This is a genomic window from Halogeometricum pallidum JCM 14848 (genome assembly GCF_000337095.1).
Lineage (GTDB): Archaea > Halobacteriota > Halobacteria > Halobacteriales > Haloferacaceae > Halogeometricum > Halogeometricum pallidum.
This window is the reverse complement of the sequence record NZ_AOIV01000045.1, coordinates 143,214-168,370: the sequence shown is the minus strand read 5'-3', so window position 1 is coordinate 168,370 and position 25,157 is coordinate 143,214. Positions and strand designations below refer to the sequence as shown.

The following is a 25,157-nucleotide window of genomic DNA, read 5'->3' as shown; positions in this document are numbered from 1 at the left end:
ACCCGCTTTCGTTTCGTTCTCTCCGCGTCGAGCGCAGCGTCCGCACCTCAGAACCCGCCGCTCCGCCCCGACCGTCGTCCGCGGACGACGGCGCCGGCGGCCACGACGATGCAGCAGGCGGCGAACACGAACGCGGACTCGTAGCCGAAGCCGCCGGCGACGACGCCGCCGAGGGCGCTCCCGACGCCGCCGCCGAGGCTCCCGAGCGCCGTGTACGCGCCGAGCGCCTCGCTCCGCACCGGTTCCGCCGCGAGGTCGGCGACGATTCCCGTCGCCGTCACGGCGATGAACGCCCACGCGAGTCCGATGACGGCGAACAGGACGCCGACGACGAGCAGTCCGCTCGGCGGGGCGAGAATGCCCCCGACGACGGCGACGAGGGGGAACACGACGACCCGAGAGAGCAGCGCGCCCGTCTGTAGCTGAAAGCGGTCGAACCGGGCCGCAAGCGACCCGACGGGCGCGTACGCGACGGCCGAGGCGGCCGCGGAGACGACGTTCAGCGCGAACACGTGGTCGGTGGTGTAGCCGGCATCCGTCAGGAACGCCGGAAGCGGTGCGAAGAAGACGGCGAAGCCCGCGAAGAACAGCGTCGCCGCCGCGAGGTAGCGCGTCAGCTCGCCCGAGAACCGCTCGGTCAGGGGTTCGGGCCTCCGCCTCGTCCGTCGGAGCGAGCGGAGCGCCCAGTACACTCGCGAGGGGCCGAACGGGACGGCCCGCGTGGACCGACCGCCGCCGAGGCCGTCGTGCTGGACGCGGCGGAGCAGGCGGACGTACCGTCGCTCCGTCAGCCGCGGCCGCTCCGGGTAGCGAACGTACACCGCGACGAATCCGAGCAGGGCGACGACGCCTGCGGCGACGAAGAACAGGCGCTTGGCCGGGAGGGGAGCGATTCCGAACACCGACCCCGCGAGGGCGGACCACACCGCGCCGGCGACCAGCCCCGCCAGCCAGCCGTAGCCCTGATACTGGTTCAGCTTACCGAACCGGACCGACCACTCGTGCGGCTGGTAGCCGTCCACGACGACGAGGTTCAACACTGGCGCGGCGGCGGCGACGACGAACCAGAGGGCGGCGTTGGCGACCAGCACCGTCCACGGCGACGACAGGAACGGTGCGATGAGGAGGACGGCACCGGTCAATCCGAGGGCGACGAGGATGAACGGCCGTCGTCGTTGGGTCCGGGAAACCGCCTTCCCCCAGAGAATCGCCCCGGGGACGCCCGCGAACGCCGCGGTGGCGGCGATGAGACTGACGAGGAATGCGCCCGACCCGAGGTCGATGGCGTACAGCGGAACCAACACCGACGCCGCGCCCACCGAGGCGTACCCCGCCGCCCACCCGTACAACCACGCGTCGCTCGGCCGTCCCGTCTGACTCACGGACTACCGCACGAAATCGTGGGTGAAATTGTTACCGATACGGAACGTCGTTGGAGCGCGTCGGTCCAGAACGGCGGATATTTGTGCGTCGACGGAGGACAGGACGACGAACATGGACGGGGATTTCTCGTGAGTCGGTCCGACGACTCCTTCGTGGCCTACGGCATCGAAGACAGACCACCGCTCGGCACCTCTCTTCTCCTCGGCGTCCAACACTATCTGACGATGGTCGGCGCGAACATCGCCGTTCCGCTCATCCTCGCGGGCGCCCTCGGCATGCCCGCCGAGATTATCCCGCGCTTCGTCGGGACGTTCTTCGTCATTTCCGGTGTCGCCACGCTGGCGCAGACGACGTTCGGCAACCGCTACCCCATCGTGCAGGGCGCGCCGTTCTCGATGCTGGCGCCCGCACTGGCCGTCGTCGGCGTCGTGACGGCGAGCGACCCGGCCGGCCCGGCGTGGCAGGCCGCCCTCCTCCAGTTGCAGGGGGCGATACTCGTCGCCGCCCTCGCCGAGATCGCCGTCGGCTACTTCGGCCTCCTCGGGAAACTCCGCTCGTTCCTCTCGCCGGTCGTCATCGCGCCCACCATCGCCCTCATCGGCCTCTCGCTGTTCAACACCCCGCAGGTCACCGCGGCGACGACCAACGTCCCCCTCCTCGCTCTGACGCTGCTTCTCATCGTCCTCTTCTCGCAGTATATCGACACCGCCCACCGCGTGTTCGGACTGTTCCCCGTCCTCCTCGGCATCGTCGTCGCCTACGGCATCGCGGCCGTCCTCTCGGCCGTCGGCGTCTACGCGCCCGACACCTCGGGATACGTCGACTTCGGGACGGTCCTCTCGGCGCCCGCGTTCGTCCCCATCTACCCCCTCCAGTGGGGCTTCGCCGGCGGGCCGAACAGCGTCACCGTCGCGTTCCCCCTCCTCGGCGAGGTGGCGTTCGGCGTCCCGCAGGTCACCTCCGCGTTCGTCGTCGGGATGCTCGCCGGCGTCGGCGCGTCGATGATCGAGAGCCTCGGCGACTACCACGCCGTCGCGCGCCTCTCGGGAATCGGCGCTCCTTCCGAGAAGCGAATCAACCACGGTATCGGGATGGAGGGCCTCATGAACGTCTTCTCCGCGCTCATGGGCGGGTCCGGGTCGACCTCCTACTCGGAGAACATCGGCGCTATCGGCCTCACCGGCGTCGCCTCGCGCTACGTCGTCCAGATAGGGGCGGCCGTCATGCTGGTCGTCGGCTTCGTCGGCTACTTCGGCCAACTCGTCGCGACCATCCCCGACCCGGTCGTCGGCGGCCTCTACATCGCCATGTTCGGCCAGATAGTCGCCGTCGGCCTCTCGAACCTGAAGTACGTCGACCTCGACTCCTCGCGCAACATCTTCGTCGTCGGCGTCTCCCTGTTCGTCGGCCTCGCCGTTCCGACCTACATGGCGAACGTCGGGTCCGCGGGGGCGTTCCAGGAGGGGATGCGGGGCGTCGCCTACCTCGGTCCGATACTCGGCGCGCAGGTGGTCTCGAACACCGTCTTCGTCATCGGGTCGACGGGGATGGCCGTCGGCGGCCTGTTCGCGTTCGTCCTCGACAACACCATCGAGGGGACGCGCGAGGAACGCGGCTTAGAGGAGTGGGAGGAGTCCGCCGAGGCCGACGAGGACTTCGCCTCCGCGTACGACCGCTTCGTCCGCGGCGGGACGAAGGGCGACTGAGCGTCCGCCGTTCGACTCCTCGGACCACACCGTATTCCGCCTCGCATCACACCGTTTTCCGCCTCGCACACGTCTTTCACCGACCCGTCCTTCGCACCGGACGTGACAGACCTCGACCTCCCCGAGATAGGGTACGGCACCTCCGGCGACGAGGACGGAGACGAGTGGACCGACAACGTCGCCGCGGCGTTGGACGCCGGTTACCGCTTCGTCGACACGGCGCAGATGTACGACAACGAGGCGGAAGTCGGCGCGGGCATCGCCGAGAGCGACGTCGACCGCGACGACATCGTCCTGGCGACGAAGATAGAGCCCGGAAATCTCGCGCCCGAGGACGTTGAACGCACGGCGAAGGAGAGTCTGGATCGACTCGGCGTCGAGAAGGTCGAGATGCTGTACGTCCACTGGCCCGCCGATGCCTACGACGCCGAGGAGACGCTTCCCGCCTTCGACCAACTGCGCGAGGAGGGCCTCGTCGACCACGTCTGCCTCAGCAACTTCGAACCGGACCTGCTCGACGAGGCGCGAGAGATTCTGGACGCCCCCGTCGCGGCCCACCAAGTCGAGTGCCATCCGCTCCTCCCCCAAGAGGAACTTCGCGCGTACGCCGACGAACACGACCACTACCTCGTCGCCTACTCGCCGCTCGGACGGGGGAAGATTCTCGACCACCCCGTGCTCTCCGAGGTGGCCGAAAAGCACGGCGTCTCGACCGCCGAGGTGTGCATCGCGTGGGCCGTCGAACACGGCATCGTCCCCATCCCGAAGTCCTCGGGCGACCACGTGGCCGACAACCTCGCGGCCGCCGAGATGGAACTGGACGAGGAGGACCTGGCGGCCATCGACGACATCGAGGAACGGCGGCGCGTCATCGACCCCGACATGGGGCCGTGGAACCGGGACTGACCGCTCACCGTTGCCACTTCTCGTCGCCGTCGTTCGGACTGTCGGGCGGCGACTCCCCCCACCCCAACTCGTCGGTCTCGACCAGTTCGTCCGCGATGCCGGCGCGGCCGGCAGCGACGAGGACGAGGTAGCCGACAGAGCCGATAGCGAACAGGAGCACCGGAATGACGAACGGGCCGTACGACCCGACGAGCCAATCGAGAAAGCGGGCAACGACGGTCTGTAGCAGCACGGCCATACCGGCGATTCGGACTCCGCGGGGTTACCGTTTCGGGCTGGCGTCGGCGTCCGACTCCGACCCCGACACCGAGTGTGCGCCGCCGTCGTTATCGTCGTCGGCGTCTCCCTCCGCGCATCCACTCGCCGCTTCGCCCACACCCGCGCCGTCCGTCGCCACTCGCTCGTCCGCCTCCGACCGGGCGTCGCTCGGTTCGGACGCCCCCGTCGTCGCGGACGCGGCGGCCGTCGTCAGCGTCACGTCGCGCTTCGGGAACGGAATCTCTATCTCGGCGTCGTTCAGCGCCACATACAGCGCGCGATTCAGTTCGTGTTGGGCGCGGCGGCGCGTGGGCGCGCACACCCAGCAGAGCAGTTCGTACTCCAGGGCGCTTTCGCCGAACCGGCGGAAGCGCATCCGCGGCTTCGGCGAGTCGAGGACGAGCGATTCCGCCTCGGCCACATCGAGGGCCAACGCCTCGAAGTCGTCCAGGTCGGTTCCGTAGGCGACGGAGAGGGGCACGCGGATGCGCCGCCGTCGCTGCGGGGCGGAGTCGTTCGTTATCTTCGCCGCGTTGAGCACCGAGTTCGGCACCGTCACCATCAGTTCGCCGGGTGAGAAGCGTGGTCGAGCGGATGCCGACTTTCACGACGGACCCCGAGGTGCCGTCGTCGAGAACGATGAAGTCGCCGAGTTTGTACGTGTCGTCGAAGTACAGCGCGATTCCGTCGTCAGACTGCGTCTGACGGGCCGCCAGGCGTGGCCCGGCGACGCCCGAAGAAGTTGGCGACGGTGTCCTTCGCGGCGAAGCCCACCGCGATACCCGCGACGCCCGCCGCGCCGAGCAGCGGCGTCACCTCGATGTCCCAGACGTACAGCAGGGTGGCCGCGCCGCCGAGGAGGACGACCAGCGTCCAGACGTTCGAGAACACGGGCGCGAAGTCGAACCGGCCGCCCTCGTCGTTCACCCGTTCGACCAGTCGGTTCACCGCGCGGTTGGCCGCGTACGCCCAGACGACCACGATGACCGATATCGACGGCCGGCCGAAGAAGGTGTCGAGGGTCTCCGACGGGAACACCGTCGACGCCCGCACGGCCGGCACCTGCGTGAGGAGGAAGACGCCCGCGAGGGCGGCGGTGACGACCAGGGGCGCTCGTAGTTCCGAGAGGACGATGTCGTCGTAGGCGCTGTCGGTGTGGACGACGTAGCGGCGGGCCGTCCGGAGGACGACGAACTCCAAGGCGAGGGCGGCGACCACGGAGACGAGGAGGAGGGCGACCGTCGCTTCCACCGCGGAGAGGCCCGCGAGCGCGTCCGCGAGTGGGCCGAGCACGACCGAGACAGGACGCCTCGGGAGATAACAGTTTCCCGTACGGTCGCTCGTGGCGATCGGTTGTGAAGGCGGACCGGTCGCCCGACCAATCGCTTTTTCCGAGTTCCGGAGAGAGCGAGGGTATGTACTGGAAGGGACACTGCGGCGTCTCGCTCCTCGTCTTCGCGCCCGTCGGGTTCGCCCTCGTCCGTCTCGGCCGCCCGGACCTCGCGTTCGTCGTCGGCGCGACGATGCTGTGGCTGACGATGCTGCCGGACGCGGACCACAAAATCCCCGGCCTCCCGCACCGCGGCCCGACGCACTCGCTGCTCTTCGCGGCCCTCGTCGGCGGTATCTTCGCCGGCGGCGTCCGCGCGCTATCGTCCGTCGGCATCGGCGTCGCCGACGCCGGAATCGTCGCCCTCGCGGGCGGGAGCCTCGCCGTCTTCGCGTTCCTGCTCGGCTTTCTCACCGTCCTCGCGCACCTCCTCGGCGACGCTCTCACGCCGATGGGCGTGAACTTCCTGTGGCCGCTCTCCGGTCGCCGCTACACCGTCTCCGCGTGGCGCGCGGACAACACCGTCGCCAACTACGCGCTGTTCGGACTGGGCGTGTTCGCCGCCGCGGGCGCGCTTTACGCGGCCGTCGCGGTCTGAGGGGTTCTCCCGCTCACCGGTCCGGCGTCACTCCGAGGCGTTGTGGACGGTGACGACCGGTACCGGTGAGGTGCGGACCGTCTTCTCGGCGACGCTGCCGAGGAGGATGCGGTCGACGGCGCCCTTCCCCGTCGTCCCCATCACCACGGCGTCGATGTCGTAGGACTCGATGGCGTCGAGCATGGCCTCGTGCGGCGACCCGTGCTCGACGTGGGTCTCGACCTCGACGTCGCGCGACTCGGCCGCGATGACGACGTTCTCGACGGCCTCTTCGGCGGCCTCCTCCGCTTCGGCCCCCGAGAGCGCCGAGCGCACGTCGAGTCCGAGCAGCGAGTCGTCGACGACGCTGAGCACGTGCAGCGTCGCGTCGAGCGACGCCGCCAGGTCGACGGCGTGCTCGGCCGCGTACGTCGCCGCAGAACTCCCGTCAGTCGCGACGAGAACCCGTTCGTAGGGGAACGACAGCGACCGCTCGGTTCCCGTGCGGACCGTGACGACCGGCCGCTCCGAGAGGCGGACGACCTTCTCCGTGACGCTCCCGAGCAGTTGCTTCGAGAGCCCCGCCTTCCCCTGCGTCGGCATCACGACCGCGTCGTAGTCGTACCGCTCCGCGTAGTCGACGATGGTGGGAACCGGGTCGCCCTGCACCACGTCCGTCGAGTAGCCGACACCCAGCGAGTCGAGTACCTCGGCGGCGTCGTCGACGACGCCGCTTCCTTCCTGTTCGAGGGCGTCGACCACGTCGTCCTCGACGACGGTAACGCTGTCCCTGCTCGTATCGGCGACGAACAGCAGCGTGACTTCGCCGCCGGTCCGCTGGGCCATCTCGCCCGCGTGGTACAGTACCTCCTCGGAGCCCTCGCTGCCGTCGACCGGCACGAGTATACGCTCGTACATGATGAGTCTACATGCGTACGACGGGGGCTAATCGCTTTTCCCCGGACGGCCGGGTCGCTCCCGACGGGAACAACCACAGCGAGGTCAGTATCGGACGAACGAGCGAGAGTATAAGGGTCGACCGGGACAGTTTCCGGTATGACGGAACTGGCCGACGACGCGATGACCCGATTCCCGGTGCCCGACTACGAGGACCTGCCCGAGGACCTGCGCGAACGAATCGACGAGGAGACCGAGCGCGCGGGGTTCACGCCGAACGTCTTCTCGGCGTTCGCGTACAAGCCGAGCCACTTCCGCGCGTTCTTCGCGTACCACGACGCCCTCGTCGAGGACTCCGCCCTCGACCGCGAGGAGATAGAGATGATAATCGTCGCCGTCTCGGGCGTCAACCACTGCTACTACTGCAACGTCGCCCACGGCGCCCTCGTCCGCATCTACGCGAAGGACCCGACGCTCGCGGACCAACTCGTCGCCAACTACCGGCAGGCCGACGTCTCCGAGAGGCGCATGGCGATGCTCGACGTCGCCGTGAAACTCACCGAATCGCCGCGCGAGGTGACCGAGGCGGACGTAGAGCGACTGACCGCGGCGGGGTACTCCGAGGAGGCCGTCTGGGACATCGCCTCGGTGACGGCGATGTTCAACCTCTCGAACCGCATGGCGATGTTCGCGGACATGCGGCCGAACGAGGAGTTCCACACGCTCGGGCGCGAGAAGCGGGAGTGAGTCGTTAGAACAGTCCGAACAGGAACCCGAGGCCCATCAGGATCAGAATCGCGGCCGAGATAGTCGGGAAGTGCTGGGCCAGCGACTCCACCCGGTCCTCGTAGCGGTAGTAGCCCGCGACGAGCAGCAGCGTCAGCGAGACGATGCCGACGACGACGGCGAGGGCGTACGCGCTCATGAGTTCCAGACAGTAGTTCGACCCCGTACACAGGAGGAGAATCTCGAACTCCTCCTCGTGGGCGAACCCGAGGACGAACGCGAACCACGCCAGACTCCACAGGGTCGTCCCCGAGGCGTCGCCGTCGAACTCGTGAGAATGCGAGTGCGAGTGATCGCCGACGAACGGGAGCGCGGACTTCAGGCGCGCGACGACGCCCTTCTCGCCGTGGTCGTGGTCCGTACGGTGGCCGTGGTATTCGGAACGGCCATCGGCGTGGTCGTGACCGCCGTTACCGTCGTGAGTGTGGTGACCGTCCGGTTCGTGGTGATGGTGGTGACCGTCCGGTTCGTGATGACCGTGCTCCGCCCCGTCGTCCCCGTTGCCCTCGTGGTCGTGGCCGTGCCCGCCGCCGCGGAGTTCGTTCAGGCCCAGTAGAATCAGCAGGACGCCGGCGACCTGTGATATCCACGGCAGTTGCGTCAGGTCGAAGTACGACTTCGCCGCGAAGAAGACGAGCACCATGGCGATGCTGCTCACCAGGTGGCCGACGCCGAGAATCGTCCCGGCGGCCGCCCCGGACACCCACTTGTTCTTCTTCTCCATCGCGTAGGAGGCGGCGATGGGCCAACCGTGACCCGGTTCGACGCCGTGGACGACCCCGAGTGCGACCGCGCCGCCGAACAGTCCGAGTAGGTCGCTCGCCATAGTCGGACGGACTGCTCGACCGGGTATAACGGCTGTTAAGACGAAACCGAGGGTTCCGTAATAACGCCGCCCGGATGCGACGATTCATACGGGTCGCTCGCGGAGTGAGGACCATGCGAACGAGTCTGAACGTCCCCGACGACGTCCTCGCGGAGTTCGACGCGGTGTGGGAGGCCGAGGGCCTCGACTCTCGCTCGCGGGCGATACGCGAGGCGATGCTGGAGTACGTCGAATCGCACACGCGACTAGAGGAGGCCGAGGGGGACATCGCGGCCGTCGTCGCGTTCGACTACGAACACGAGGCGGTCATCCGGGAACTCCACACCGTCCAGCACGACTTCGAGGACGTCATCGAGGCGACGAGCCACACCCACCACGGTCACTGGTGCTTCGAGGTGGCGTTCTGCGACGGGCCGGCCGAACGCGTGCGCCGACTCGTCTACCGCCTGCGCGACTTCGACGCCGTCCGCCGCGTCTCGGTTCTCTCGCTGACTCTGTCCGGTACCTGACTCTCAGGTGCGCGAACCAACTGCGGAAGCCTTATGAACTCGGTCGACCACTGTCAACTCGCAATGGCGAAAGGTAAGGTTGCGTTCTTTAACGACACTGGCGGTTACGGATTTATCGAAAGCGACGATGCGGACGAAGACGTGTTCTTCCACATGGAAGACGTCGGCGGTCCGGACCTCGAAGAGGGTCAAGAAGTCGAATTCGACATCGAGCAGGCGGACAAAGGTCCCCGCGCGACGAATCTTCAGCGCCTGTAAGAACGCAACACGGTAGCGGTACTGCGGTCGGCGGTCACGTCGATTCTCATCACGATTCTCGGTATTTTTACCCGCCGCGAGCGACCGCGCTCGGATTCGAGGACGCGCCCGCGAAGTCGAGCGCGGTCGCTCTTCGTCTAGGTGCCGCGTACCTGAGCGTATCGCTGGCGAACGCGGCCGTCGTGTTGGTCGCCGAGGCGGACGGAGCGCCGTTCTGGCCCGGAGCGGACCCGCCGCCCGGAGTTCCCTACCGCCGACTGCCGGGTTGGGGGTCGACGTGTGCGGGCGCCATCAGGTCCTCGAACTCGCGCGCGTCGAGCCACTCGACGAGGTTGACCAACTGCTCGGTCGCCGCCTCGAACAGCCGTTCGCCCTTCTCCGGTGTCGCGCCCGTCTGGTCGCCGAACGCGCCGTTCGGGGAGTTCTCGAGGGCGTCGAAGAAGGTGCGTGCGCCGTGCGTCATGTAGTTCGGCGAGTCGTCGAGGTCGACGCGGCCGCCGTCGCGGGCGTCCTCGAGTCGGTCCTCGCGGACGAGTTCGCCCGCGACGTGCATGATCATCGCCGTCTCCTTCGGGCCGGCGTGCGGGCCGTTGCGCTCGAACACCTCGTCGACGAGGTCCGGGATGGACTCGTCCCACATCCACTCGATGGCGTACATCGTCCCGTCGTCGCGGAGTCGGCGGCCCACCTCGCGCAGATGCTGGACGTTGCCGCCGTGGGCGTTCACGTACACCACGCGGTCGACGCCGTGGTACGCGAGGTTGCGCGTCATCGACTCCACGTAGTCGCGGAACTGCGGCGGGTCGACCCACATCGTCCCGTGGAACTGTCGGTGGTGGGGGCTGACGCCGACGTTCACCGTCGGCGTGCAGAGCACGTCCGTCCGGTCGGCCGCCTCCCGCGCGAGCGATTCGCCGATGAGGTGGTCGGTGGCGAGCGGTAGGTGCGGGCCGTGCTGTTCGGTCGAACCGAGCGGAACGAGCGCGACGGACTCCTCGGCCACGTACTCCCCGAGTTCGGGCCACGTCTGGTCTGCGACGTACATCTACTCGGAGAGACTGTGAGAAGGGAGAAGAAAGTACGTGAGTCGGCGCGGCTGTCGGGGTTTCGATACCCGATGCCGGCTACTGCCCGAACGTCTCCTCCTCCATCCGCCGCAGTTCGATGCGGCGTATCTTCCCCGAGGACGTCTTCGGCAGTTCGTCGACGAACTCGACCCGTCGCGGGTATTTGTACGGCGCCGTCTCCTCCTTCATGAACTCCTGTATCTCCCCTGCGAGGTCCTCGGAGCCCTCGTACCCCTCTCCGAGGACGACGTACGCCTTCACCACGTCGCCGCGTTCCTCGTGCGGGGAGGCGACGGCGGCCGCCTCCGCGACGGCCGGATGGGAGACGAGGGCGTCCTCCACCTCGAACGGCCCGATTCGGTAGCCCGCCGAGATGATGATGTCGTCGGCGCGGCCCTCGAAGAAGAAGAACCCGTCCTCGTCGCGGGAGGCCAAATCGCCCGTGCGGTAGAACTCCCCGGAGAACGTCGAACGGTCCAAGTCGTCGCGCTGGTAGTAGCCGTCGAAGATGCCCGGACAGCCGACGGGGACCGCTATCTCGCCTATCTCGCCCGGTCCGAGTTCCTCCTCGTCCTCGCCGATTATCGTCGTCCCGAGGCCGGGCGTCGGCCGGCCCATGCTCCCCGGTTTGACCTCGACGCCGGGGTAGTTCGTCACGAGGGCCACCGTCTCCGTCTGGCCGTACCCGTCGCGCGGGGTGACGCCGAACGCGGACTCGACGGCCTCGATGGGTTCGCGGTTCAGCGGTTCGCCCGCCGAGAGCGCCGCGCGCAGGTCGATGTCGTACTCCGAGAGGTCGACCTGCGAGAACATCCGGTACTGCGTCGGCACGGCGCACAGGCGCGTGACGCCCTCCTCCTCCATGACCGAGAGGAACGCCTCGGGGTCGAACTCGCCGTCGTAGAGCAACTGCGTCGCGCCCGTCGTGAGGCCGACGCCGACAGGACTCCAGAACCACTTCGCCCACCCGGTTCCCGTCGTTGCCCACAGCAGTTCCTCGTCCAAGTCCGCGGGCTCTTCCGTCTCGCCGGGCGGGACGGTGCCGTCGGCGGTGACTCCCCACCAGTACGGCGCGTTCACGAGTTCGAAACAGCGCATCCACCGGTGGCGGTGCACCACGGGCTTGGGTTGTCCCGTGGTTCCCGAGGTGTAGTTGATGGACATCGGGTCCGACGCGCCGAGTTCCGGGCCATCGTGCGTCGTCTCCCGCCCTTCGACGAGGGAGGCGAACGACCGCCAGTCGCCGGTGTCGGCGTCGCTCCCGTCCTCGCCGCCGTCGTCGTCTCCGCCCGTTCCGTCGCCGAGGCGGACGAACCGTTCGAGCGGCGTCTCGCCGCGCACCGCGTCGACCATCCCCGTCAGCGACTCGTGGGCGACGACGGCGGACGCCCCGCAGTCGTTCGCGCGGTAGGCGATATCCTTGGGCTTCAGCATCGACGAACAGGAGACGAGGAGGGCGCCGCGCTTCAACGCGCCGAGTTGCACCGCGAACACGTCCGGGTGCCGCGGGACGAGGTGCATCACCCGGTCGCCCTTCCCGACGCCCATCTCGGCCAGCGCGTTCGCGAAGCGGTTCATCCCGTCCCGCAGGTCGGCGTACGTCCGTTCCTCGCGCGCGCCGTCGGCGTTCCGGAAGCGGAGGGCCACCCGGTCGCCGAACGACGCCGCGTGCGACTCCACGACCGCCGGGAGGGAGTAGTCCTCGGGTACGTCCCACTCGAACTCGCCGACGGCGTCGTCGTATGAGAGTGCCATGCACACCAATCACGAACGTACTGAATAATTATTTGGGTCCCGGACGGCGGCGACACGGTCCGGAGACGGATTTCGATGGCGATGAACGACCCGCCCCACGCGGGCGGGAAACGAGGACCGACCGGCGACTCAGACCGTCGGGGTCTCGTCCCCGCCGACGGTACCGGTCGAATCGCCGCCCTCCTCGCCGCCCTCGCCGCGGAGCGCCAGGGCGAACGCCCCGAGACCGACGAGGAGGACGAGGAACTGGAGGACGCCGCCCGCGAACGGGACGACCCCGACGAGGGTCACGAGGAACAGGCCCGCCGCGAGGGCGGCCCAGCGGTTCTCGTACCCGCCGAGCGACAGCAGCCACGTTCCGAGGACGAGCGCGCCGTACACGGAGGTCACCCACAGCACGAGGGCGAACAGGACAAACCCCGCTATCGACAGCGGGATGCCGACGACGGTCAGCAGCGTCAGCACCAGCGCCACGGGGACGCCGACCAGTGCGAGGAGGCCGACGCCGCCGCTTCTGACCGCCCGCTTCGTCCCGACGCTCGTCACGCGCGCGGCGAACCGGGGAGCGACCGCGAGGAGGACGGCGCCGAGGGCGAGGTTGACGAGCAACCAGTAGACGGCGACGACGCTATCTGGGACGACGAACCCCTCGAAATCGCCGACGACGGGCGTCGCCGTCACGAGGTTCTCGTCGCGGGTGACGGTCCCGGCGACGGACGCGCCGTCGGCGACGGCGAACGTCTCGGCGTCGTACGTGATGCTCCCGCCGACGACGGCGGTGCTCCCGACGAGGAACGTGTCGGCGCCGACGGTCACGTCGCCGTCGACGGTGCCGTCGAGTCTGACGTCGCCCGCGCCGGCTTCGAGGTTGCCGACGACGACGGCCGACGCGCCGACGAGGAGCGTTCCGCTCGCCGCCTGCACGTCGCCGTCGACGGTCCCGTCTATCGTGACGGACCCGGCGGCGGCGCTCACGTCGCCGGTGACGCGGCCCGTCTCGGTGACGACGACGTTGCCCGCGAGGGCCTCTACGTCGCCGTCGACGGTGCCGGCGACGACGACGGTGCCGCCGACGGCTTCGAGCGTTCCGACGTGCGTTTCGCCCTCGGCGACGACGATAGCGCCGCCGAAGGGGGCTTCCTGTGCGCTCGCGACGCCGACGGCGCTCCCCGTGAAGACGAGTAGCGCGACGAGGACGGCGAGCGACCTGCGTACCGACGAAGTGGACGTGATGGACATGATTGACACCCGAGCGAACGCTCTCGCGGACCGGTTCGCGCGGAGCCTACGGCCCCCACCGGGCCGGTTCGCTCACGGTTGATAGTACGACGCATCTGGAGATAAAGGGGGTGTGATGCCCTGTATCGTGAGAATCTCGTAGCGCAGCCAATCCCGCGAGCGGCGAGTGCTCGCGGCGGAGAACCCGGCCGTCCCCACCGCCTCGCGTGGGTTTTTCCGCCGCGCGGTCGTGGCTAGCGATGACATGGAGTACACGACGCTCGGCGACACCGGGATGGAAGTGTCCAAAATCTGTCTCGGCTGCATGAGTTTCGGGACGAGCGACTGGCGCGAGTGGGTGTTAGACGAGGAGGAGGGCAAGGAATTGGTGGACCGGGCCATCGAACTCGGCATCAACTTCTTCGACACCGCGAACATGTACTCGCGGGGCGAGTCCGAACGCGTCCTCGGCGAGGCGTTGGAGGGCCGCCGCGAGGAGGCCGTCGTGGCGACGAAGGTGTTCTTCCAGATGGACGAGGAAGACCCGAACTCCGGCGGCCTCTCGCGGAAGGCCATCGAACAGGAGTTGGACAACTCGCTGGACCGACTCGGGATGGACACCGTCGACCTCCTGCAGATTCACCGCAACGACCCCGAGACGCCGATGGAGACGACGCTGCGCGCGTTGGACGACGCCGTCCGTCGGGGAAAGACCCGGTACGTCGGCGCGTCGTCGATGTGGGCCCACCAGTTCGCCGACGCTCTCCACGCCTCCGAGTCGCTGGGACTGGAGCGCTTCGCGACGATGCAGAACCACTACAACCTCCTCTACCGCGAGGAGGAGCGCGAGATGCTGCCGCTCTGCGAGAAGAAGAACGTCGGTGTCGTCCCGTGGAGTCCGCTGGCGCGCGGCGTCGCCGCCCGCCCGCACGAGGAGGCGCGGTCGACCACGCGCGGCGAGACGGACGATTACGCGCACGAGCACCCCTACCTGGAGGGCGGCGGCGAGGCGGTGAACGAACACATCCAGGAGTTAGCCGACGAGAAGGGCGTGAAGATGGCTCAGATCGGCCTCGCGTGGCTGTTCCACAAGGACTGGGTCGACGCGCCCATCGTCGGAACGACGAGCATCGAACACCTCGAAGACGCCGTCGAGGCCCTCGACATCGACCTCTCCGAGTCGGAGATGGAGTACCTCGAAGAGCCCTACGAACCGGTCCGCGTCAGCGGGCACGAGTAGTGCTGCCCGTCGGCGCTGTCGCCGTCGCTCCCTTTCTTCAGTCGCCCGCCGATTCGACGAACCCCGCGCCGAACCCGCCCGAGGAGAGGCGTTTCACCGCTCGACCGGCGACGAGGGCGATAGCCACTTCAGAGAGACCGACGACGACGAACGCGGCGAGATAGCCCGCGGTGGAACTGGCGACGCCGCCGACGACGAACCCCGCGAGGAATCCCAGGCTTCCGAAGACGTTGAACCCGCCCAGCGCCGCCCCTCGTTCCTCGGGCGAGGCCACGTCCGTCACGAGCGCCATCGTCGCCGGGGAGACGAGGGCGCCGAAGACGCCGACGAGCACCATCAGAGTGACGGCGACGGCGAGCGACGGTGCGAGGCCGACGGCGACGATGGAGAGGCCGAAGCAGACGGACCCGGCGACGACGGGGACGAACCGCCCCACCCGGTCCGAGAGCATCCCGAACGGGTACTGCAGGAGGGCGAACGGGAAGAAGAAGGCGAACAGCGCCATCCCCGCCAGCGAGGCGTCGAGGCCGAACGTCTCGCGGAAGTACGCGACGCCGACCAGCGCGAAGAACCCGGCCGTCATCCGGTCGATGAAGCCGAAGGCGTAGGGGACGGCGAGTTGCGGGCGCGCGCGGAGGCGTCCGAGGGCGGCGCCGAGGCGGACGCGGACGCCGTCCGGCGTTCGGTCGGGGACCGTGGCGGCGAGAACCGCGGCGGCGGTCAGGAGCACCGCCGCGCCGTACAGCGGGTACAGCGGGTCGACGTCGGTGAGGAAGCCGCCGGCGACGGACCCGAGTGCCGCGCCGAAGCCGATAGCGATGCCGGCCGCGCCCATGTTCTGCCCGTTGTCCGAGGAGAGGTCCGCCAGCGCCGTCATCGACAGCGAGAACGCGCCGATAGTCGCCGCGCCGCCGACGAGGCGGACGGCGAGGACGGCGGCGAACGGGAGGCCGAGCGACGGGACGGCAGCGAGGGCGAGGTAGCCGAGGGCGCCGCCGAGAGCGCCCGCGACGATGAGCGGGCGGCGGCGGCCGAGCGAGTCGCTCACCGCGCCCCAGACGCCGGCGAAGGTGACGAAGGCGGCGTACTCGGCGACGAGGAACAGCGTCCGCGTTCCGGTGGTGTTCTGGACGCCGAACGCCTCCACGAGGTCGGAAAGGCCGGGATAGAGGAGCACCTGAGACACCAGTACCGTCCAGACCGCGAGCGCGAGTCGCCTGCGCTCGGTCCGCCTGTCCATACCTCCGAGTCGGCGCGACGGGGGAAAATCGCGTCGCTCCGCCCGACTCACTCGGAGGCGCGTCGAACCCGCTTCAGGTCGTCTATCATCGTCCCCTCGTCGGGTTGCGTGCCCCGGTAGGAGCGTTCGACGTAACCGTCGCCGTTCACGAGGAGGACGACGCTCGTGTGCGCGAACATGTACGGGTCGTCGCCGTTCGCCTGCTTCTGGAAGAAGACGCCGAACTCGTCGTCGACGATGCGCCGCGCCTCGCTCTCGCCGTCGGGACGGAGGAAGTGCCAGTTGCCCGCGTCGATGTCGACGTTCATCTGCTCGGCCTCTTTTCTGAAGGCGGCGGCGTCGTCGCGCGCCGGGTCGAACGATATCGGGTAGAACGACACCTCGTCGGCGTAGCCCTCGTTCACCGAGTGCACCTGCACCTCCCGGAGGGCGCTGATGAGAACCGGACACACCGTCATGCAGTTCGTGAAGAAGAACGTGTGAAAGTGCGGTCCGTCGATATCTCGTACCGAGACGTTCCCGTTCGAGAGCGCGTAGGGAACGGTCACGTCCGGGACCCGTTCCCCCCACGCGGGGTACGGCAGGTCCGAACTCTCCAACTGTTCGTCTCTATCGGGTTCGCCGAGGGCGACGTTCGGGTCCGCGTCGCCGAACCCGGCTACCGACTCGCCGACGCACCCCGCCAACCCCGTCGCGCCCGCGAGTCCCGCGGCGCCGAGGAACGACCGTCGATCCATGACGTTCGGGTTGAGTTCATCTGTGAAGAACGATGCGATTCGCCGACCGGCGTTCGACGGATGGTTCGCGACGAGGGGGCTCCCGACGGGTGCACCAGAACCCACTTCACCGCGAGACGCCTAGCCGACTTTATGTTCGAGCGTGGCGCGTCGCGCCGGGAGTTCATGAAGGCCGCCGTCGCCGTCGGCGGCGCCACGGCCCTCGCGGCCTGCACCTCGCGCGCCGAGGAACCGATTCCGACGGGGACGGACCACCCCTCCTCGCTTCCGACCCGACAGCACGCGTGGAACGACCTGCTCCCCGAGGACGACGCCGGCAACACCGTCCTCCCGCGACATCAACTCCTTCTCTATTTGACCCTCGACGGCCGGCCGAACGCCGGCGACCGGGAAACCGTCGAGGCGGCACTCTCGACGCTGGACCGGGCGTACGAGCGGAGCAACGAGGGTCTCGTTCACTCCATCGGTTACTCGCCGCGGTACTTCTCGCGGTACGACGCACCGCTCCCGGAGAGAGTCGACCTGCCCGAACCGCGGGCGCTCTCGTCGTTCGAGACGCCCGAGTTCGACCGGCAGGACGCCCTCCTGCACCTCGCCTCCGACCGCCCGGACGCGCTCCTCGGCGCCGAGGAGGCGCTGAAAGGCGAGACAGAGACGGTCAACGGCGAGGAGGTGGCGGCAGCCCTGACGGACGCGTTCACGGTCGCCGACCGGCGCACCGGGTTCGTCGGCGAGGGGATGCCCGCCGAGCGACAGGGGGACCTGAAGGGCATCCCCGACTCCGGCCCGGTCCCCGAGGCGTCGCCGCTGTTCATGGGGTTCAAGGCGGGGTTCGCCGGGAACCAAGCTACCGAGGAGTACGTCACCATCTCGGAGGGGCCGTTCGCCGGCGCGACGACGAAGACGGTGGCGAACATCCGCCAGCGTCTGGACGACTGGTACGACGAACAGGACTTCGAGGAGCGCGTGATGGAGATGTTCTCCCCGGAGCACGCCGAGCAGAATCTCGTCGAGGGCGTCGGCGAGAACCTCGGCGACGACAGCGGCATCGAGGCGATGCTCGACTCGATTCGCGACGACGCGAGGGAGTTCGGCCGCGTCGGTCACGCGCAGAAGGCCGCGCGCGCGAACCGCGACGAGGGGGGCAACGTCCGCCTGCTCCGCCGGCACTTCGAGTCCACCGACCAGGGGGAGGCGAACCTGCACTTCCCGAGCCTCCAGCGCGGAATCACCGCCTTCGAGGAGGTTCGGGAGGCGATGAACGGCGCGGACCTCACCGACGTGCCGACCGTCCGCCAGCGGGTGAACAACGGTATCTTAGAGTATATCTTCGTCCAGCGACGCGGCAACTTCCTCGTCCCGCCCCGGGACCTGCGGACGCTACCGACGCCGACCGGCGAGACGCCGGGACTCGACTGAGCGCCCGCCGAACAGCTAAGGGTCTGCTCGCCCTCTCGACGGCCGCTCCGGTATGCAAGATAATGAGTTCGCCCGTGGTGACCGTCGACGCCGGGGGGACCCTCCGCGACGCCGTCGGCGAGATGCTGGACCGGCGAGTGGGCAGCGTCGTCGTCGTCGACGCGGGACCGGTCGGCATCGTCACCCGCACGGACGCCCTCCGCGAGACGTACCGTGGCGACGGATCGCTCTCCGCTCTCCCCGTCACCCGAGCGATGAGCCGCGACCTCGCCACGACGACGGAGAAAGCGAGCGTCACGAGCGCGCTGGAGGAGATGAAGCGGCACGGCGTGAAGCGACTGCCCGTCCGCGACGGCATCGAACTCGTCGGCACCGTCACGGTGACCGACGTCGCCCGACACCAACCGCAGACGGTCGACGAGGTTCGGAGACATCTCTCCGGAAGCGGAGACTGACGGGGCTGAGAGCGTCGGCGGCGGGCCGCAGGCCGTGGCCCCGCGGACCCGCCGAGTCCGAAAACGGGTCGCCGGTTCAGACGAGGCCGAGAAAGCGCGCCGAGACGGCTAACTGCCAGAGGCCCGCGAGCACCATCACCACGCCGGCGACGCGTTGAACCGACCCGACGCGCCCCGAGAGGCCGCCGACGGCGTCGCTGCCGAGGGCGCCGAGGACCGTCACCGCGGCCAGCGGCACCGCCGCGGCGAGGACGTACGCGAGGAGGGCGACGGCCGCTCGGGGGGCCGGAAGCGTCAGCGACTGCGCGAGGACGCCGACGAAGACGGGGACGACGCATCCGGCGGCCGCGAGGGCGTAGACGGCACCGAAGACGGCGAACCCGCTGACGGAGGCGCGTCGCGCCGGGAGTCGGAGGTGGAGCGTCGGCCCGCGGTCGAGGGCGAACAGAGTCCCGAGGACGACCAGTGCGGCGCCGGCAAGCGGTTCCAGCAGGGCGAGTCGGGAGACGACGGCTGCCCCGGCGGTGAACAGGAGGGCGGCGACGGCGCCGAGCGCCGAGAGCGCGCCGACGGAGGCGGCGGTGCCGCGGACGACGGCGCCGCGCAGGTCCGCGTCCTCGCGGCCGACGTAGTAGCCGACGTAGCCCGGGAGGAGGGGGTACGCGCAGGGGGCGAGGAAGGTGGCCACGCCCGCGGAGACGGCGAAGGCGACGGTGCCGACGAACGGGGCGGCGGTCATCTCACAGGACCGCCCGAATCTCCTCGCGCAGGACCGACTCCTCGGCGAGTCCGCGGTGCGTCCACGTCACGGTCCCGTCGGCGTCGGCGACGGCGAGGAAGGGGAGGCCGCCGGCCTGCAACTCGCGCATCAGGTCGCTCTCGGGGTCGTGTCCGACGGTCCACGCGCCGTCGTGGTCCGCCCACCACGCGCGCACGTCGGCGGCCGAGAGGCCGCCGCCGAACCGTTCGTTCGTCACCGAGGCGAACGCGACGCGGTCGCCGAACTCCTCGTGCAGCGCCGTCAGCGACTCCATCTGCTCGGAGCACGGCGCACACCACGTGGCGAACAGGTCGAGCACCGTCGGCGAGTTCGGGACCGGGAGCGCCCGCTCTCCGGCCGTCGACCCCGGCGCGTCGAGCGTCCGGACGGTGAGCGGGAGTCCGCCGCGGGGTCCGACCCCGTTCAGGGCGACGTACCCCGCGCCGACGACGACGCCGAGACCGCCGAGACCCGCGAGGAGTTCGCGTCGCTTCACGGCTTACGACTTCGAGGCGGACTTGAGATGTCCGTCGATGGCCTGTTTCACCGTGCTCCAACTGGGGTCGGCGGTCGTCTCGCCGTTGACGACGATGGTCGGCGTCGACTGGAACCCCGCGTCGACGGCGCGCTGTCGGTCGCTCTCGACGACCGACTTGTAGGTCTCCTGGTCGACGGACGCGGCGACTTCGCAGCCGTTCACGTCGAACTCCTCGGCGGCGTCGTGGACGACGGAGTACCCCTCGCTCGTCAGGTCGCCCTGCCGTTCGAAGAGGGTCTTGCCGTACTCGAAGAACGTCTCCGCGTCCGCGCGGTCCTGCACGGCGCGGGCGGCGACGGCGCCGCCCCACGACCACTGCTCGTTCACCGGGAGGGGAAAGTCGAAGAAGCGGTAGCGAATCTTCCCGGTGTCGATGTAGTTCTCCTTCACCTTCGGGAAGACGTTCAGACTGTAGGTGGCGCAGTGGGGACAGGCGTAGTCCTCGTAGGCGCTGACGGTGACCGCGGCGTCGTCGGGGCCGAGCGACGGACGGGGGAGGGAGTTCACCTGGTCGAGTTGGCCCACGTCGCAGGAGAGGTCGGCCATCCCGGCGGTTCCGCTCCCGCCGCCGAGACATCCGGCGGTGGCGGTGACGGCGCCGCCGGCCGCGGCGAGGTACGCTCGTCGGGTCGTTCGCATAGGTGCGTGGAAGGAGTCTGGCTATTTATGCTCACCGTGAACCGGAAGCCGTCACAGAGGCGAACCACGGCGTAGCGACGGCGGTCGGCGGCGGTTCCACTCCGCCCCGGCCGCGATTCGGCGAATCAGCCGTTCGCGGGGCCGTGGAGCGCCGGGAACGTCGACCCGCAGTCCTCGCACGTCAACGTCTCCTCGGTCAGGTCGGTCCGGTCGCCCTCGCCCTCGCCCGGTTCGGTCGTGACGAAGCGGTTGCCGTCGGGAATCGAGAGATACGTCGACGCGCCGCAGGCGGGACAGGGAACGCTCACGAGGGGCATCGTGACGGGAGGACGGCTCCGAGGAACAAAAGGAAAAGGATGGCCGGGAGGGCGCCTCTCCTTCTAGGGCGCCGCCCGGTCGCGCCACGCGAGGAGGTCCGCCCGGTCCCGGGTGTCGGCGGGCAGGTCCTCGAAGGGGAACCACCGCGCGGCGGATATCTCGCCGTCGGGGTCGCGCACACGGAGGGTCGTCTTCTCCGCGGCGGCGGCGAACACCGGGAGGACGCCCCACGTCTCACACTCCGAACAGCGGATGTCGACGCGTCTCGCGACGGCGAGGCCGCCGTAGTCGGCCGTGATGCCCGCCTCCTCGTGCAGTTCGCGGACCGCCGCCTCGCGGTACGTCTCGCCCTCGCGCACCTCGCCGCCGGGGAGGACCCACAGGTCCACGCCCTCGTGGCGGACGAGGAGCACCTCACCGTCGTCGCGGCGGACGATGGTCTGCGCGCCGTAGGGTGCGCCCGTGCGCTTCACGCGGCGCGCGAGCGTCCGAAACCGTCTCCGGGAGACGCGGCGCGTGCAGCGGTCGTCGAGGTAGCCCGAGTACCGTTCGCGGAGTCGCTGGTGGGCTTGTTCGGCGCGCTGACTCGCCTCCTCGGCCAGGAACCAGAGGTCGCTTACGACCATCGTTCGCGGCCGGGCGGTCGCGTCGGTCGCGCGTCGATACGGGTCATGCGCTGCCGTTCGCGGGCGCGGCTAAAGATGCCTTCGGCACCGCGAACGCCGTCGTCGCGGCGAACCAGTCTACTTTTCACCTCCGCGGACGCCATCCGTGATATGGAATTCGACGAAGGCGACGCCGTCGTCCTGCACGACAAGCACAGCGAGTTCGACGGGCAAGTCGGTAAGATCACGCAGGTCGTAGAGACGATGTTCGGCGACGAAACGTACGTCGTCAGCTTCGACGAGGGTCAGGAGGTCGGCATCTCGCCCGACCAACTCGACGAGGCCGACGACGACGAAGCCGAACTCGACGAGGAATAAGACGGACTTTTTCCGCCGGGGCGCGAAGACGGAACAGAAGATGGCTCGCGTCCCCTTCCACTACATCGACCTGCGGACCTTCTGCTACGAGACCGAAGACGAGAAGCGCGTCGAGGCGGCGCTTCGAAACTTTCTGCCGCCCGAGTTCGAGGTCGAACGCGCCGAGAACGCCGGCCACCACGGCGACCGAATCGTCGTCCTCTCGGCCCGCGTCGAACGCGCCGACGAGGTTCGGCACGTCCTCTCGGCGCTGTCGGAACTGTCGACGTTCGACCGACTCCTCGAGGAACTCGACCAGCGCGTGACCGACAACTGCGAACTGTTCCTCCGGTTGGACAAGCAGGCGGCGTTCGGCGGCGACGCCCGCCTCGGCGACGGTATCACCTTCCGCGCGAAGGTGGAGGCGTACCCCGCGAAGAAGGAGGCCGCCGTCGAGAACGCGCGGGAGGCGCTGTTACAGGCCGCGGAGATGCACGAAGGCGAATAGCTTCGCTCGCCCGTTAGCTCACTCGTCTTTCCACTTGATCGAACAGCCCTGCGAAGGGGTCTCGTCCAGCGGAATCTCCTCGCCCGCGATGACCGCCTCGACGGCCGTCCGCATCTCGTAGTCGGTCACCTCGTCGTCCGGACTCATCGCGTCGTCGATGCGCGAGTGGAACGCCAGTCGGAACTCCCCCTCTTCCCGTCCGAAGAGGAACGGGTCGGGCGTGCACACAGCGCCGTACTCGCGGGCCGTCTCCTGGGAATCGTCGCGGAGGTACGCCGTGTACTCGATGGTCCCGTCCTCGACGAGTTCCTCCATCCGTTCGAGGGAGTCCTCGGGGTACTCCTCGGCGTCGTTGGCGTTGATGCCCACGACGGCGAGTTCGTCGTACGAGCGCGCGAGGTAGTTCAGTTCGTCGAACTTCGCCTTCGCGTACGGGCAGTGGTTGCAGGTGAACACGACGAGCAGCGCTTCGCGGTCGGCGAACGACGCCGGGGAGTACGTCCCCCCGTCCGCGCCCGGCAGCGAGAACTCGGGCGCGGCGTCGCCGCGCGACAGTTTCGAGTCGGATTCCTTCAGTACCATATCGGCCGAGAGTACGGCAGCGAGGCGGAAAGACGTTACTCGACGGAGACGAGGTAGACGGCGACGACGGCCAGCGCGATGCCCAGCCCCTTTCGCGCGGTGAACGACTCGTTCAGGAAGACGATGCCGACCAGCGAACTGAGCGCGAGGAACATTCCGAAGATGGGCGCGACGACGCTCACCGGCCCCATCGACAGCGCGCGGTAGTACGAGAGGATGCCGACGGTGAGACAGAGGCCGGCCGCGAGGACGAACTTCGTCTTCGGGTGCGTCACGTACGAGAGGGCGTCCGCGTCGTTGTAGACGACGACGCCCGCCGTCACGACGACGAGGACGGTGTTGGCTATCAGGGCGGCGACGTTGCTCGGAATCTTCGGCGTCCCCGTCGTCGCGACGCTCATCAACGGCGCGACGAACGCGTACGCGCCCAACGCGAGGAGGGCCCACGGCAGATAGTTCATCGTCGTGCGGTTTCGACGGGGCGGAGTTGACGGTTTCGACCCGCGGTCGCGGTCAGAGCGCCGGCGCGCCGCGTCCGCCCGGACGCACCGCCCCGCCCTCGACGTTCGAGCGGTTCTTGGTTCCGGGCTCTAAGGGGGTGCGCTGACTCGCCACGAACTCGACGACCACAGTCGGCTCGCGGTCGCTCTCAGCCACCATCTGCTTCCTGATTCGCTCGCTCAGCCTCGGATAGCTCTCGTCGGTCGGACGGCGGACGGTGACCGTCACCTGCTGCGATTCCGCGAACCGGGGGCCCGGGTTGAATCCGACCTGCACCCCCACGAGTTCGAGCCTGTCGTACTGATCCTGCGAGAGCGTTTCCTCGACGGCGACGTTCGCCGAGTAGTTGAACGCGACGTGCGTCCACACGGCGCCCCCCGCGGTGACGAACACCACGAGGAGGGCGACTGCGACGACGAACGAGGGCGCGTATTGTCGTATCGAGATGCTCGACAGCGGACTGCCCGGGTTCCACCCGGTCGGCCGGTAGCCGAGGAACCAGAAGACGGCGACGCCGGAGACGTGTATCGACGCGGCGTTGACGGCGAGGAGTACGAGCGCTCCGAGCGCGATGGTGGGCTCCGCCCAGACCACCCCGACGGACACCGCCGCGGCGGCGGGGATGAGGGCGGCGGCGATCATCACGCCGACCAGCGCGGCCGAGATACCGGTGGCGATGCTGACGGCCCCCGCGGCGCCGGCGCAGACCCCGATGACGAGCGACAACAGCCCCGGCGAGATGCGCTGTGCGATCTGCGCCGTCGTCGAAGGGCGCAGCGAGGGCGGGAGCAGGACACCGCTCTTGAGGGCGTAGCCGAAGGCGATAGAGCCGAGTATCGCCAGTCCCAATCCGAGCAACTGCGTTCTGAACCCCTTGATTATCATGTCCCGCTCTGCGAGGACGGTCCCGAGACTCGCGGTCAGCGCCGACCCCACCAGCGGCGCGATGACCATCGAACCGACGACCAGCGCCGGCGCGTCGAGGAGCAGGCCCGCGGTGGCGACGATGGCGCTGAGACACGTCAGGAGGTAGTAGGTGAATGCGTCCGGCAGGAGACCGAGAACCTGCGAGCGGAGTTCCTCGACGGCGATGCTGCTGTCCTCCTCCTCGCCGACGACGAACCGGTCTTCGACCTCACCCATGTTCTCCGAGAGCGCCGACGTGGCGTCGGCGGCGACGGTGTAGGCGTGTTCGTCGTGCCCCGCCTCGTCGAACCGCGCGAGGACGACTTCGAGCGCCTGCTCGGGCACGGGAAACTCGACGACGAGCAGGTCTCCGCGGCCGCTAGATTCCTCGTAGATGACGTAGTCGATGTTCTCGTCTTCGAGGACGGCCACGACGTTCTCGCGGTCGTTCTCGTGGATGAGGGTCCGGATTAATCTCACTCCGTGGAAGTTCGAGAGAGCCACGGATAAGGCGTGTTGCCGCCGAAATGACGGGTTCGAGCGCTAACAACACGAGCGCGTTCTGAAGTTTGTATTTTCAACCTTCTGAGTCCTCGAACAGATATCCGTTATTCTCTGGTACGAATAGGGGCAGATTTTAACTAATTTGATGCCATGGATGAGCTCATGTCGCAACCACAGCCACCGTCGGAGATCGCGTACACGTGGGAGAACCCGAACCGCTGTCCGTTCTGTCGGACCGAACTCGACGACCCCGGCGCCGGCTTTCTCGCCCACATAGAGCGGAGTCCGGTCTGCGAGCGCGGGTTCGAGACGTGGCGGACCAGCGTCGCCGACGACATGCGCGGCGAGTGGTCCGGGTAGAAGGAGGTACGA

General features: G+C 68.6%; 29 protein-coding genes and 1 pseudogene. 12 read left to right on the top strand and 18 right to left on the bottom strand.

What is annotated here, in order from left to right:
* Positions 1-47: 47 nt before the first annotated feature.
* A complete protein-coding gene (locus C474_RS20570) occupies positions 48-1,382 on the bottom strand; it encodes an MFS transporter (protein WP_008390267.1) in 1,335 nt (444 codons plus the stop codon).
* A 129-nt stretch (positions 1,383-1,511) separates the two neighbouring features.
* Between C474_RS20570 and C474_RS20565 the strand changes: the two genes are divergently transcribed.
* Together C474_RS20565 and C474_RS20560 are read left to right on the top strand one after the other, a co-directional pair.
* Entirely contained in the window at positions 1,512-3,089 is a 1,578-nt protein-coding gene (locus C474_RS20565; RefSeq protein WP_008390264.1) for a uracil-xanthine permease family protein, read from the top strand.
* Positions 3,090-3,191: 102 nt separating this feature from the next.
* Positions 3,192-3,995, top strand: a complete 804-nt coding sequence (locus C474_RS20560) for an aldo/keto reductase (RefSeq protein WP_008390263.1) — start codon at positions 3,192-3,194, stop codon at positions 3,993-3,995.
* 4 nt (positions 3,996-3,999) lie between these two features.
* Here the strand turns inward: C474_RS20560 and C474_RS20555 are convergent, their stop codons facing one another.
* Together C474_RS20555 and C474_RS20550 are read right to left on the bottom strand one after the other, a co-directional pair.
* Positions 4,000-4,233 (bottom strand): hypothetical protein, encoded by a 234-nt coding sequence (locus C474_RS20555; RefSeq protein ID WP_008390262.1) that lies wholly within the window; start codon positions 4,231-4,233, stop codon positions 4,000-4,002.
* A gap of 24 nt (positions 4,234-4,257) precedes the next feature.
* A pseudogene (locus tag C474_RS20550) lies at positions 4,258-5,546 on the bottom strand (mechanosensitive ion channel family protein).
* Positions 5,547-5,668: 122 nt separating this feature from the next.
* Between C474_RS20550 and C474_RS20545 the strand changes: the two are divergent.
* Positions 5,669-6,181: a metal-dependent hydrolase gene (locus C474_RS20545; RefSeq protein WP_049917225.1), complete on the top strand. Its 513-nt coding sequence runs from the start codon at positions 5,669-5,671 to the stop codon at positions 6,179-6,181.
* A gap of 27 nt (positions 6,182-6,208) precedes the next feature.
* On the opposite strand, the gene C474_RS20540 is transcribed toward C474_RS20545, so the two are convergent.
* Entirely contained in the window at positions 6,209-7,078 is an 870-nt protein-coding gene (locus C474_RS20540) for a universal stress protein (RefSeq protein WP_008390260.1), read from the bottom strand.
* Between the two features lie 147 nt (positions 7,079-7,225).
* Between C474_RS20540 and C474_RS20535 the strand changes: the two genes are divergently transcribed.
* Positions 7,226-7,804, top strand: coding sequence for a peroxidase-related enzyme (locus tag C474_RS20535; protein ID WP_193363669.1), 579 nt, complete (start codon positions 7,226-7,228; stop codon positions 7,802-7,804).
* Between the two features lie 4 nt (positions 7,805-7,808).
* Here the strand turns inward: C474_RS20535 and C474_RS20530 are convergent, their stop codons facing one another.
* The gene (locus tag C474_RS20530) at positions 7,809-8,669 is read right to left on the bottom strand and encodes a hypothetical protein (RefSeq protein WP_008390258.1); all 861 of its coding nucleotides are present in this window, start codon (positions 8,667-8,669) and stop codon (positions 7,809-7,811) included.
* 113 nt (positions 8,670-8,782) lie between these two features.
* Here C474_RS20530 and C474_RS20525 point away from each other — a divergent pair, with 113 nt between their 5' ends.
* Positions 8,783-9,178: a CopG family ribbon-helix-helix protein gene (locus C474_RS20525; protein ID WP_008390257.1), complete on the top strand. Its 396-nt coding sequence runs from the start codon at positions 8,783-8,785 to the stop codon at positions 9,176-9,178.
* A 63-nt stretch (positions 9,179-9,241) separates the two neighbouring features.
* Positions 9,242-9,436, top strand: coding sequence for a cold-shock protein (locus C474_RS20520; RefSeq protein WP_008390256.1), 195 nt, complete (start codon positions 9,242-9,244; stop codon positions 9,434-9,436).
* 247 nt (positions 9,437-9,683) lie between these two features.
* On the opposite strand, the gene C474_RS20515 is transcribed toward C474_RS20520, so the two are convergent.
* The 3 genes from C474_RS20515 to C474_RS20505 all read right to left on the bottom strand — a co-directional run bounded on the left by C474_RS20515 (position 9,684) and on the right by C474_RS20505 (position 13,497).
* A complete protein-coding gene (locus C474_RS20515) occupies positions 9,684-10,481 on the bottom strand; it encodes a creatininase family protein (RefSeq protein WP_008390255.1) in 798 nt (265 codons plus the stop codon).
* 79 nt (positions 10,482-10,560) lie between these two features.
* The gene (locus tag C474_RS20510) at positions 10,561-12,258 is read right to left on the bottom strand and encodes an acyl-CoA synthetase (RefSeq protein WP_008390254.1); all 1,698 of its coding nucleotides are present in this window, start codon (positions 12,256-12,258) and stop codon (positions 10,561-10,563) included.
* 129 nt (positions 12,259-12,387) lie between these two features.
* The gene (locus C474_RS20505; RefSeq protein WP_008390252.1) at positions 12,388-13,497 is read right to left on the bottom strand and encodes a bactofilin family protein; all 1,110 of its coding nucleotides are present in this window, start codon (positions 13,495-13,497) and stop codon (positions 12,388-12,390) included.
* Between the two features lie 244 nt (positions 13,498-13,741).
* Here C474_RS20505 and C474_RS20500 point away from each other — a divergent pair, with 244 nt between their 5' ends.
* Complete coding sequence (locus tag C474_RS20500; RefSeq protein ID WP_008390250.1) at positions 13,742-14,716, top strand: aldo/keto reductase; 975 nt, start codon at positions 13,742-13,744, stop codon at positions 14,714-14,716.
* 37 nt (positions 14,717-14,753) lie between these two features.
* Here the strand turns inward: C474_RS20500 and C474_RS20495 are convergent, their stop codons facing one another.
* Positions 14,754-15,956 (bottom strand): MFS transporter, encoded by a 1,203-nt coding sequence (locus tag C474_RS20495; RefSeq protein ID WP_008390248.1) that lies wholly within the window; start codon positions 15,954-15,956, stop codon positions 14,754-14,756.
* A 47-nt stretch (positions 15,957-16,003) separates the two neighbouring features.
* Positions 16,004-16,693 carry an SCO family protein gene (locus tag C474_RS20490; RefSeq protein WP_008390247.1) on the bottom strand — a complete coding sequence of 230 codons (690 nt, stop codon included), beginning with the start codon at positions 16,691-16,693 and terminating at the stop codon, positions 16,004-16,006.
* Positions 16,694-16,825: 132 nt separating this feature from the next.
* Between C474_RS20490 and C474_RS20485 the strand changes: the two genes are divergently transcribed.
* Entirely contained in the window at positions 16,826-18,112 is a 1,287-nt protein-coding gene (locus C474_RS20485) for a DUF7405 family protein (RefSeq protein WP_008390246.1), read from the top strand.
* 62 nt (positions 18,113-18,174) lie between these two features.
* Positions 18,175-18,567, top strand: coding sequence for a CBS domain-containing protein (locus C474_RS20480; RefSeq protein WP_008390245.1), 393 nt, complete (start codon positions 18,175-18,177; stop codon positions 18,565-18,567).
* Between the two features lie 76 nt (positions 18,568-18,643).
* Here C474_RS20480 and C474_RS20475 read toward each other — a convergent pair whose 3' ends face one another.
* From C474_RS20475 to C474_RS20455, 5 genes are all read right to left on the bottom strand, one after another.
* Positions 18,644-19,306 (bottom strand): cytochrome c biogenesis CcdA family protein, encoded by a 663-nt coding sequence (locus C474_RS20475; protein WP_008390244.1) that lies wholly within the window; start codon positions 19,304-19,306, stop codon positions 18,644-18,646.
* Position 19,307: 1 nt separating this feature from the next.
* Positions 19,308-19,823, bottom strand: coding sequence for a TlpA family protein disulfide reductase (locus tag C474_RS20470; RefSeq protein WP_008390243.1), 516 nt, complete (start codon positions 19,821-19,823; stop codon positions 19,308-19,310).
* Positions 19,824-19,826: 3 nt separating this feature from the next.
* A complete protein-coding gene (locus C474_RS20465) occupies positions 19,827-20,504 on the bottom strand; it encodes a thioredoxin domain-containing protein (RefSeq protein WP_008390242.1) in 678 nt (225 codons plus the stop codon).
* Between the two features lie 125 nt (positions 20,505-20,629).
* The gene (locus C474_RS20460) at positions 20,630-20,821 is read right to left on the bottom strand and encodes a hypothetical protein (RefSeq protein WP_008390241.1); all 192 of its coding nucleotides are present in this window, start codon (positions 20,819-20,821) and stop codon (positions 20,630-20,632) included.
* 63 nt (positions 20,822-20,884) lie between these two features.
* Complete coding sequence (locus C474_RS20455; RefSeq protein WP_008390239.1) at positions 20,885-21,448, bottom strand: NUDIX domain-containing protein; 564 nt, start codon at positions 21,446-21,448, stop codon at positions 20,885-20,887.
* Between the two features lie 150 nt (positions 21,449-21,598).
* Here C474_RS20455 and C474_RS20450 point away from each other — a divergent pair, with 150 nt between their 5' ends.
* Both C474_RS20450 and C474_RS20445 read left to right on the top strand, forming a co-directional pair.
* On the top strand, positions 21,599-21,805 hold the full coding sequence (locus C474_RS20450; protein ID WP_008390237.1) for a DUF1918 domain-containing protein: 207 nt from the start codon (positions 21,599-21,601) through the stop codon (positions 21,803-21,805).
* Between the two features lie 40 nt (positions 21,806-21,845).
* A complete protein-coding gene (locus tag C474_RS20445; RefSeq protein WP_008390236.1) occupies positions 21,846-22,292 on the top strand; it encodes an RNA-binding protein in 447 nt (148 codons plus the stop codon).
* 18 nt (positions 22,293-22,310) lie between these two features.
* Here C474_RS20445 and C474_RS20440 read toward each other — a convergent pair whose 3' ends face one another.
* Genes C474_RS20440 through C474_RS20430 form a run of 3 tightly spaced genes read right to left on the bottom strand, consistent with a single transcriptional unit; the run spans position 22,311 to position 24,761 of the window.
* Positions 22,311-22,874, bottom strand: a complete 564-nt coding sequence (locus C474_RS20440; RefSeq protein ID WP_008390234.1) for a thioredoxin family protein — start codon at positions 22,872-22,874, stop codon at positions 22,311-22,313.
* 35 nt (positions 22,875-22,909) lie between these two features.
* The gene (locus tag C474_RS20435; protein WP_008390232.1) at positions 22,910-23,335 is read right to left on the bottom strand and encodes an EamA family transporter; all 426 of its coding nucleotides are present in this window, start codon (positions 23,333-23,335) and stop codon (positions 22,910-22,912) included.
* A gap of 52 nt (positions 23,336-23,387) precedes the next feature.
* Complete coding sequence (locus C474_RS20430) at positions 23,388-24,761, bottom strand: TIGR00341 family protein (protein ID WP_008390230.1); 1,374 nt, start codon at positions 24,759-24,761, stop codon at positions 23,388-23,390.
* 186 nt (positions 24,762-24,947) lie between these two features.
* Here C474_RS20430 and C474_RS20425 point away from each other — a divergent pair, with 186 nt between their 5' ends.
* Entirely contained in the window at positions 24,948-25,145 is a 198-nt protein-coding gene (locus C474_RS20425; protein WP_049917224.1) for a DUF7501 family protein, read from the top strand.
* Positions 25,146-25,157: the final 12 nt, after the last annotated feature.

What these genes read in the sequence shown, in the direction of transcription:
- C474_RS20455 (WP_008390239.1), bottom strand. Translation starts at nt 21,448, where the DNA reads ATGGTCGTAAGCGACCTCTGGTTCCTGGCCGAGGAGGCGAGTCAGCGC.
- C474_RS20485 (WP_008390246.1), top strand. Translation starts at nt 16,826, where the DNA reads ATGTTCGAGCGTGGCGCGTCGCGCCGGGAGTTCATGAAGGCCGCCGTC.
- C474_RS20450 (WP_008390237.1), top strand. Translation starts at nt 21,599, where the DNA reads ATGGAATTCGACGAAGGCGACGCCGTCGTCCTGCACGACAAGCACAGC.
- C474_RS20515 (WP_008390255.1), bottom strand. Translation starts at nt 10,481, where the DNA reads ATGTACGTCGCAGACCAGACGTGGCCCGAACTCGGGGAGTACGTGGCC.
- C474_RS20460 (WP_008390241.1), bottom strand. Translation starts at nt 20,821, where the DNA reads ATGCCCCTCGTGAGCGTTCCCTGTCCCGCCTGCGGCGCGTCGACGTAT.
- C474_RS20520 (WP_008390256.1), top strand. Translation starts at nt 9,242, where the DNA reads ATGGCGAAAGGTAAGGTTGCGTTCTTTAACGACACTGGCGGTTACGGA.
- C474_RS20505 (WP_008390252.1), bottom strand. Translation starts at nt 13,497, where the DNA reads ATGTCCATCACGTCCACTTCGTCGGTACGCAGGTCGCTCGCCGTCCTC.
- C474_RS20495 (WP_008390248.1), bottom strand. Translation starts at nt 15,956, where the DNA reads ATGGACAGGCGGACCGAGCGCAGGCGACTCGCGCTCGCGGTCTGGACG.
- C474_RS20500 (WP_008390250.1), top strand. Translation starts at nt 13,742, where the DNA reads ATGGAGTACACGACGCTCGGCGACACCGGGATGGAAGTGTCCAAAATC.
- C474_RS20425 (WP_049917224.1), top strand. Translation starts at nt 24,948, where the DNA reads ATGTCGCAACCACAGCCACCGTCGGAGATCGCGTACACGTGGGAGAAC.
- C474_RS20435 (WP_008390232.1), bottom strand. Translation starts at nt 23,335, where the DNA reads ATGAACTATCTGCCGTGGGCCCTCCTCGCGTTGGGCGCGTACGCGTTC.
- C474_RS20555 (WP_008390262.1), bottom strand. Translation starts at nt 4,233, where the DNA reads ATGGCCGTGCTGCTACAGACCGTCGTTGCCCGCTTTCTCGATTGGCTC.
- C474_RS20545 (WP_049917225.1), top strand. Translation starts at nt 5,669, where the DNA reads ATGTACTGGAAGGGACACTGCGGCGTCTCGCTCCTCGTCTTCGCGCCC.
- C474_RS20510 (WP_008390254.1), bottom strand. Translation starts at nt 12,258, where the DNA reads ATGGCACTCTCATACGACGACGCCGTCGGCGAGTTCGAGTGGGACGTA.
- C474_RS20530 (WP_008390258.1), bottom strand. Translation starts at nt 8,669, where the DNA reads ATGGCGAGCGACCTACTCGGACTGTTCGGCGGCGCGGTCGCACTCGGG.
- C474_RS20465 (WP_008390242.1), bottom strand. Translation starts at nt 20,504, where the DNA reads ATGCGAACGACCCGACGAGCGTACCTCGCCGCGGCCGGCGGCGCCGTC.
- C474_RS20475 (WP_008390244.1), bottom strand. Translation starts at nt 19,306, where the DNA reads ATGACCGCCGCCCCGTTCGTCGGCACCGTCGCCTTCGCCGTCTCCGCG.
- C474_RS20440 (WP_008390234.1), bottom strand. Translation starts at nt 22,874, where the DNA reads ATGGTACTGAAGGAATCCGACTCGAAACTGTCGCGCGGCGACGCCGCG.
- C474_RS20445 (WP_008390236.1), top strand. Translation starts at nt 21,846, where the DNA reads ATGGCTCGCGTCCCCTTCCACTACATCGACCTGCGGACCTTCTGCTAC.
- C474_RS20480 (WP_008390245.1), top strand. Translation starts at nt 18,175, where the DNA reads ATGAGTTCGCCCGTGGTGACCGTCGACGCCGGGGGGACCCTCCGCGAC.
- C474_RS20490 (WP_008390247.1), bottom strand. Translation starts at nt 16,693, where the DNA reads ATGGATCGACGGTCGTTCCTCGGCGCCGCGGGACTCGCGGGCGCGACG.
- C474_RS20525 (WP_008390257.1), top strand. Translation starts at nt 8,783, where the DNA reads ATGCGAACGAGTCTGAACGTCCCCGACGACGTCCTCGCGGAGTTCGAC.
- C474_RS20540 (WP_008390260.1), bottom strand. Translation starts at nt 7,078, where the DNA reads ATGTACGAGCGTATACTCGTGCCGGTCGACGGCAGCGAGGGCTCCGAG.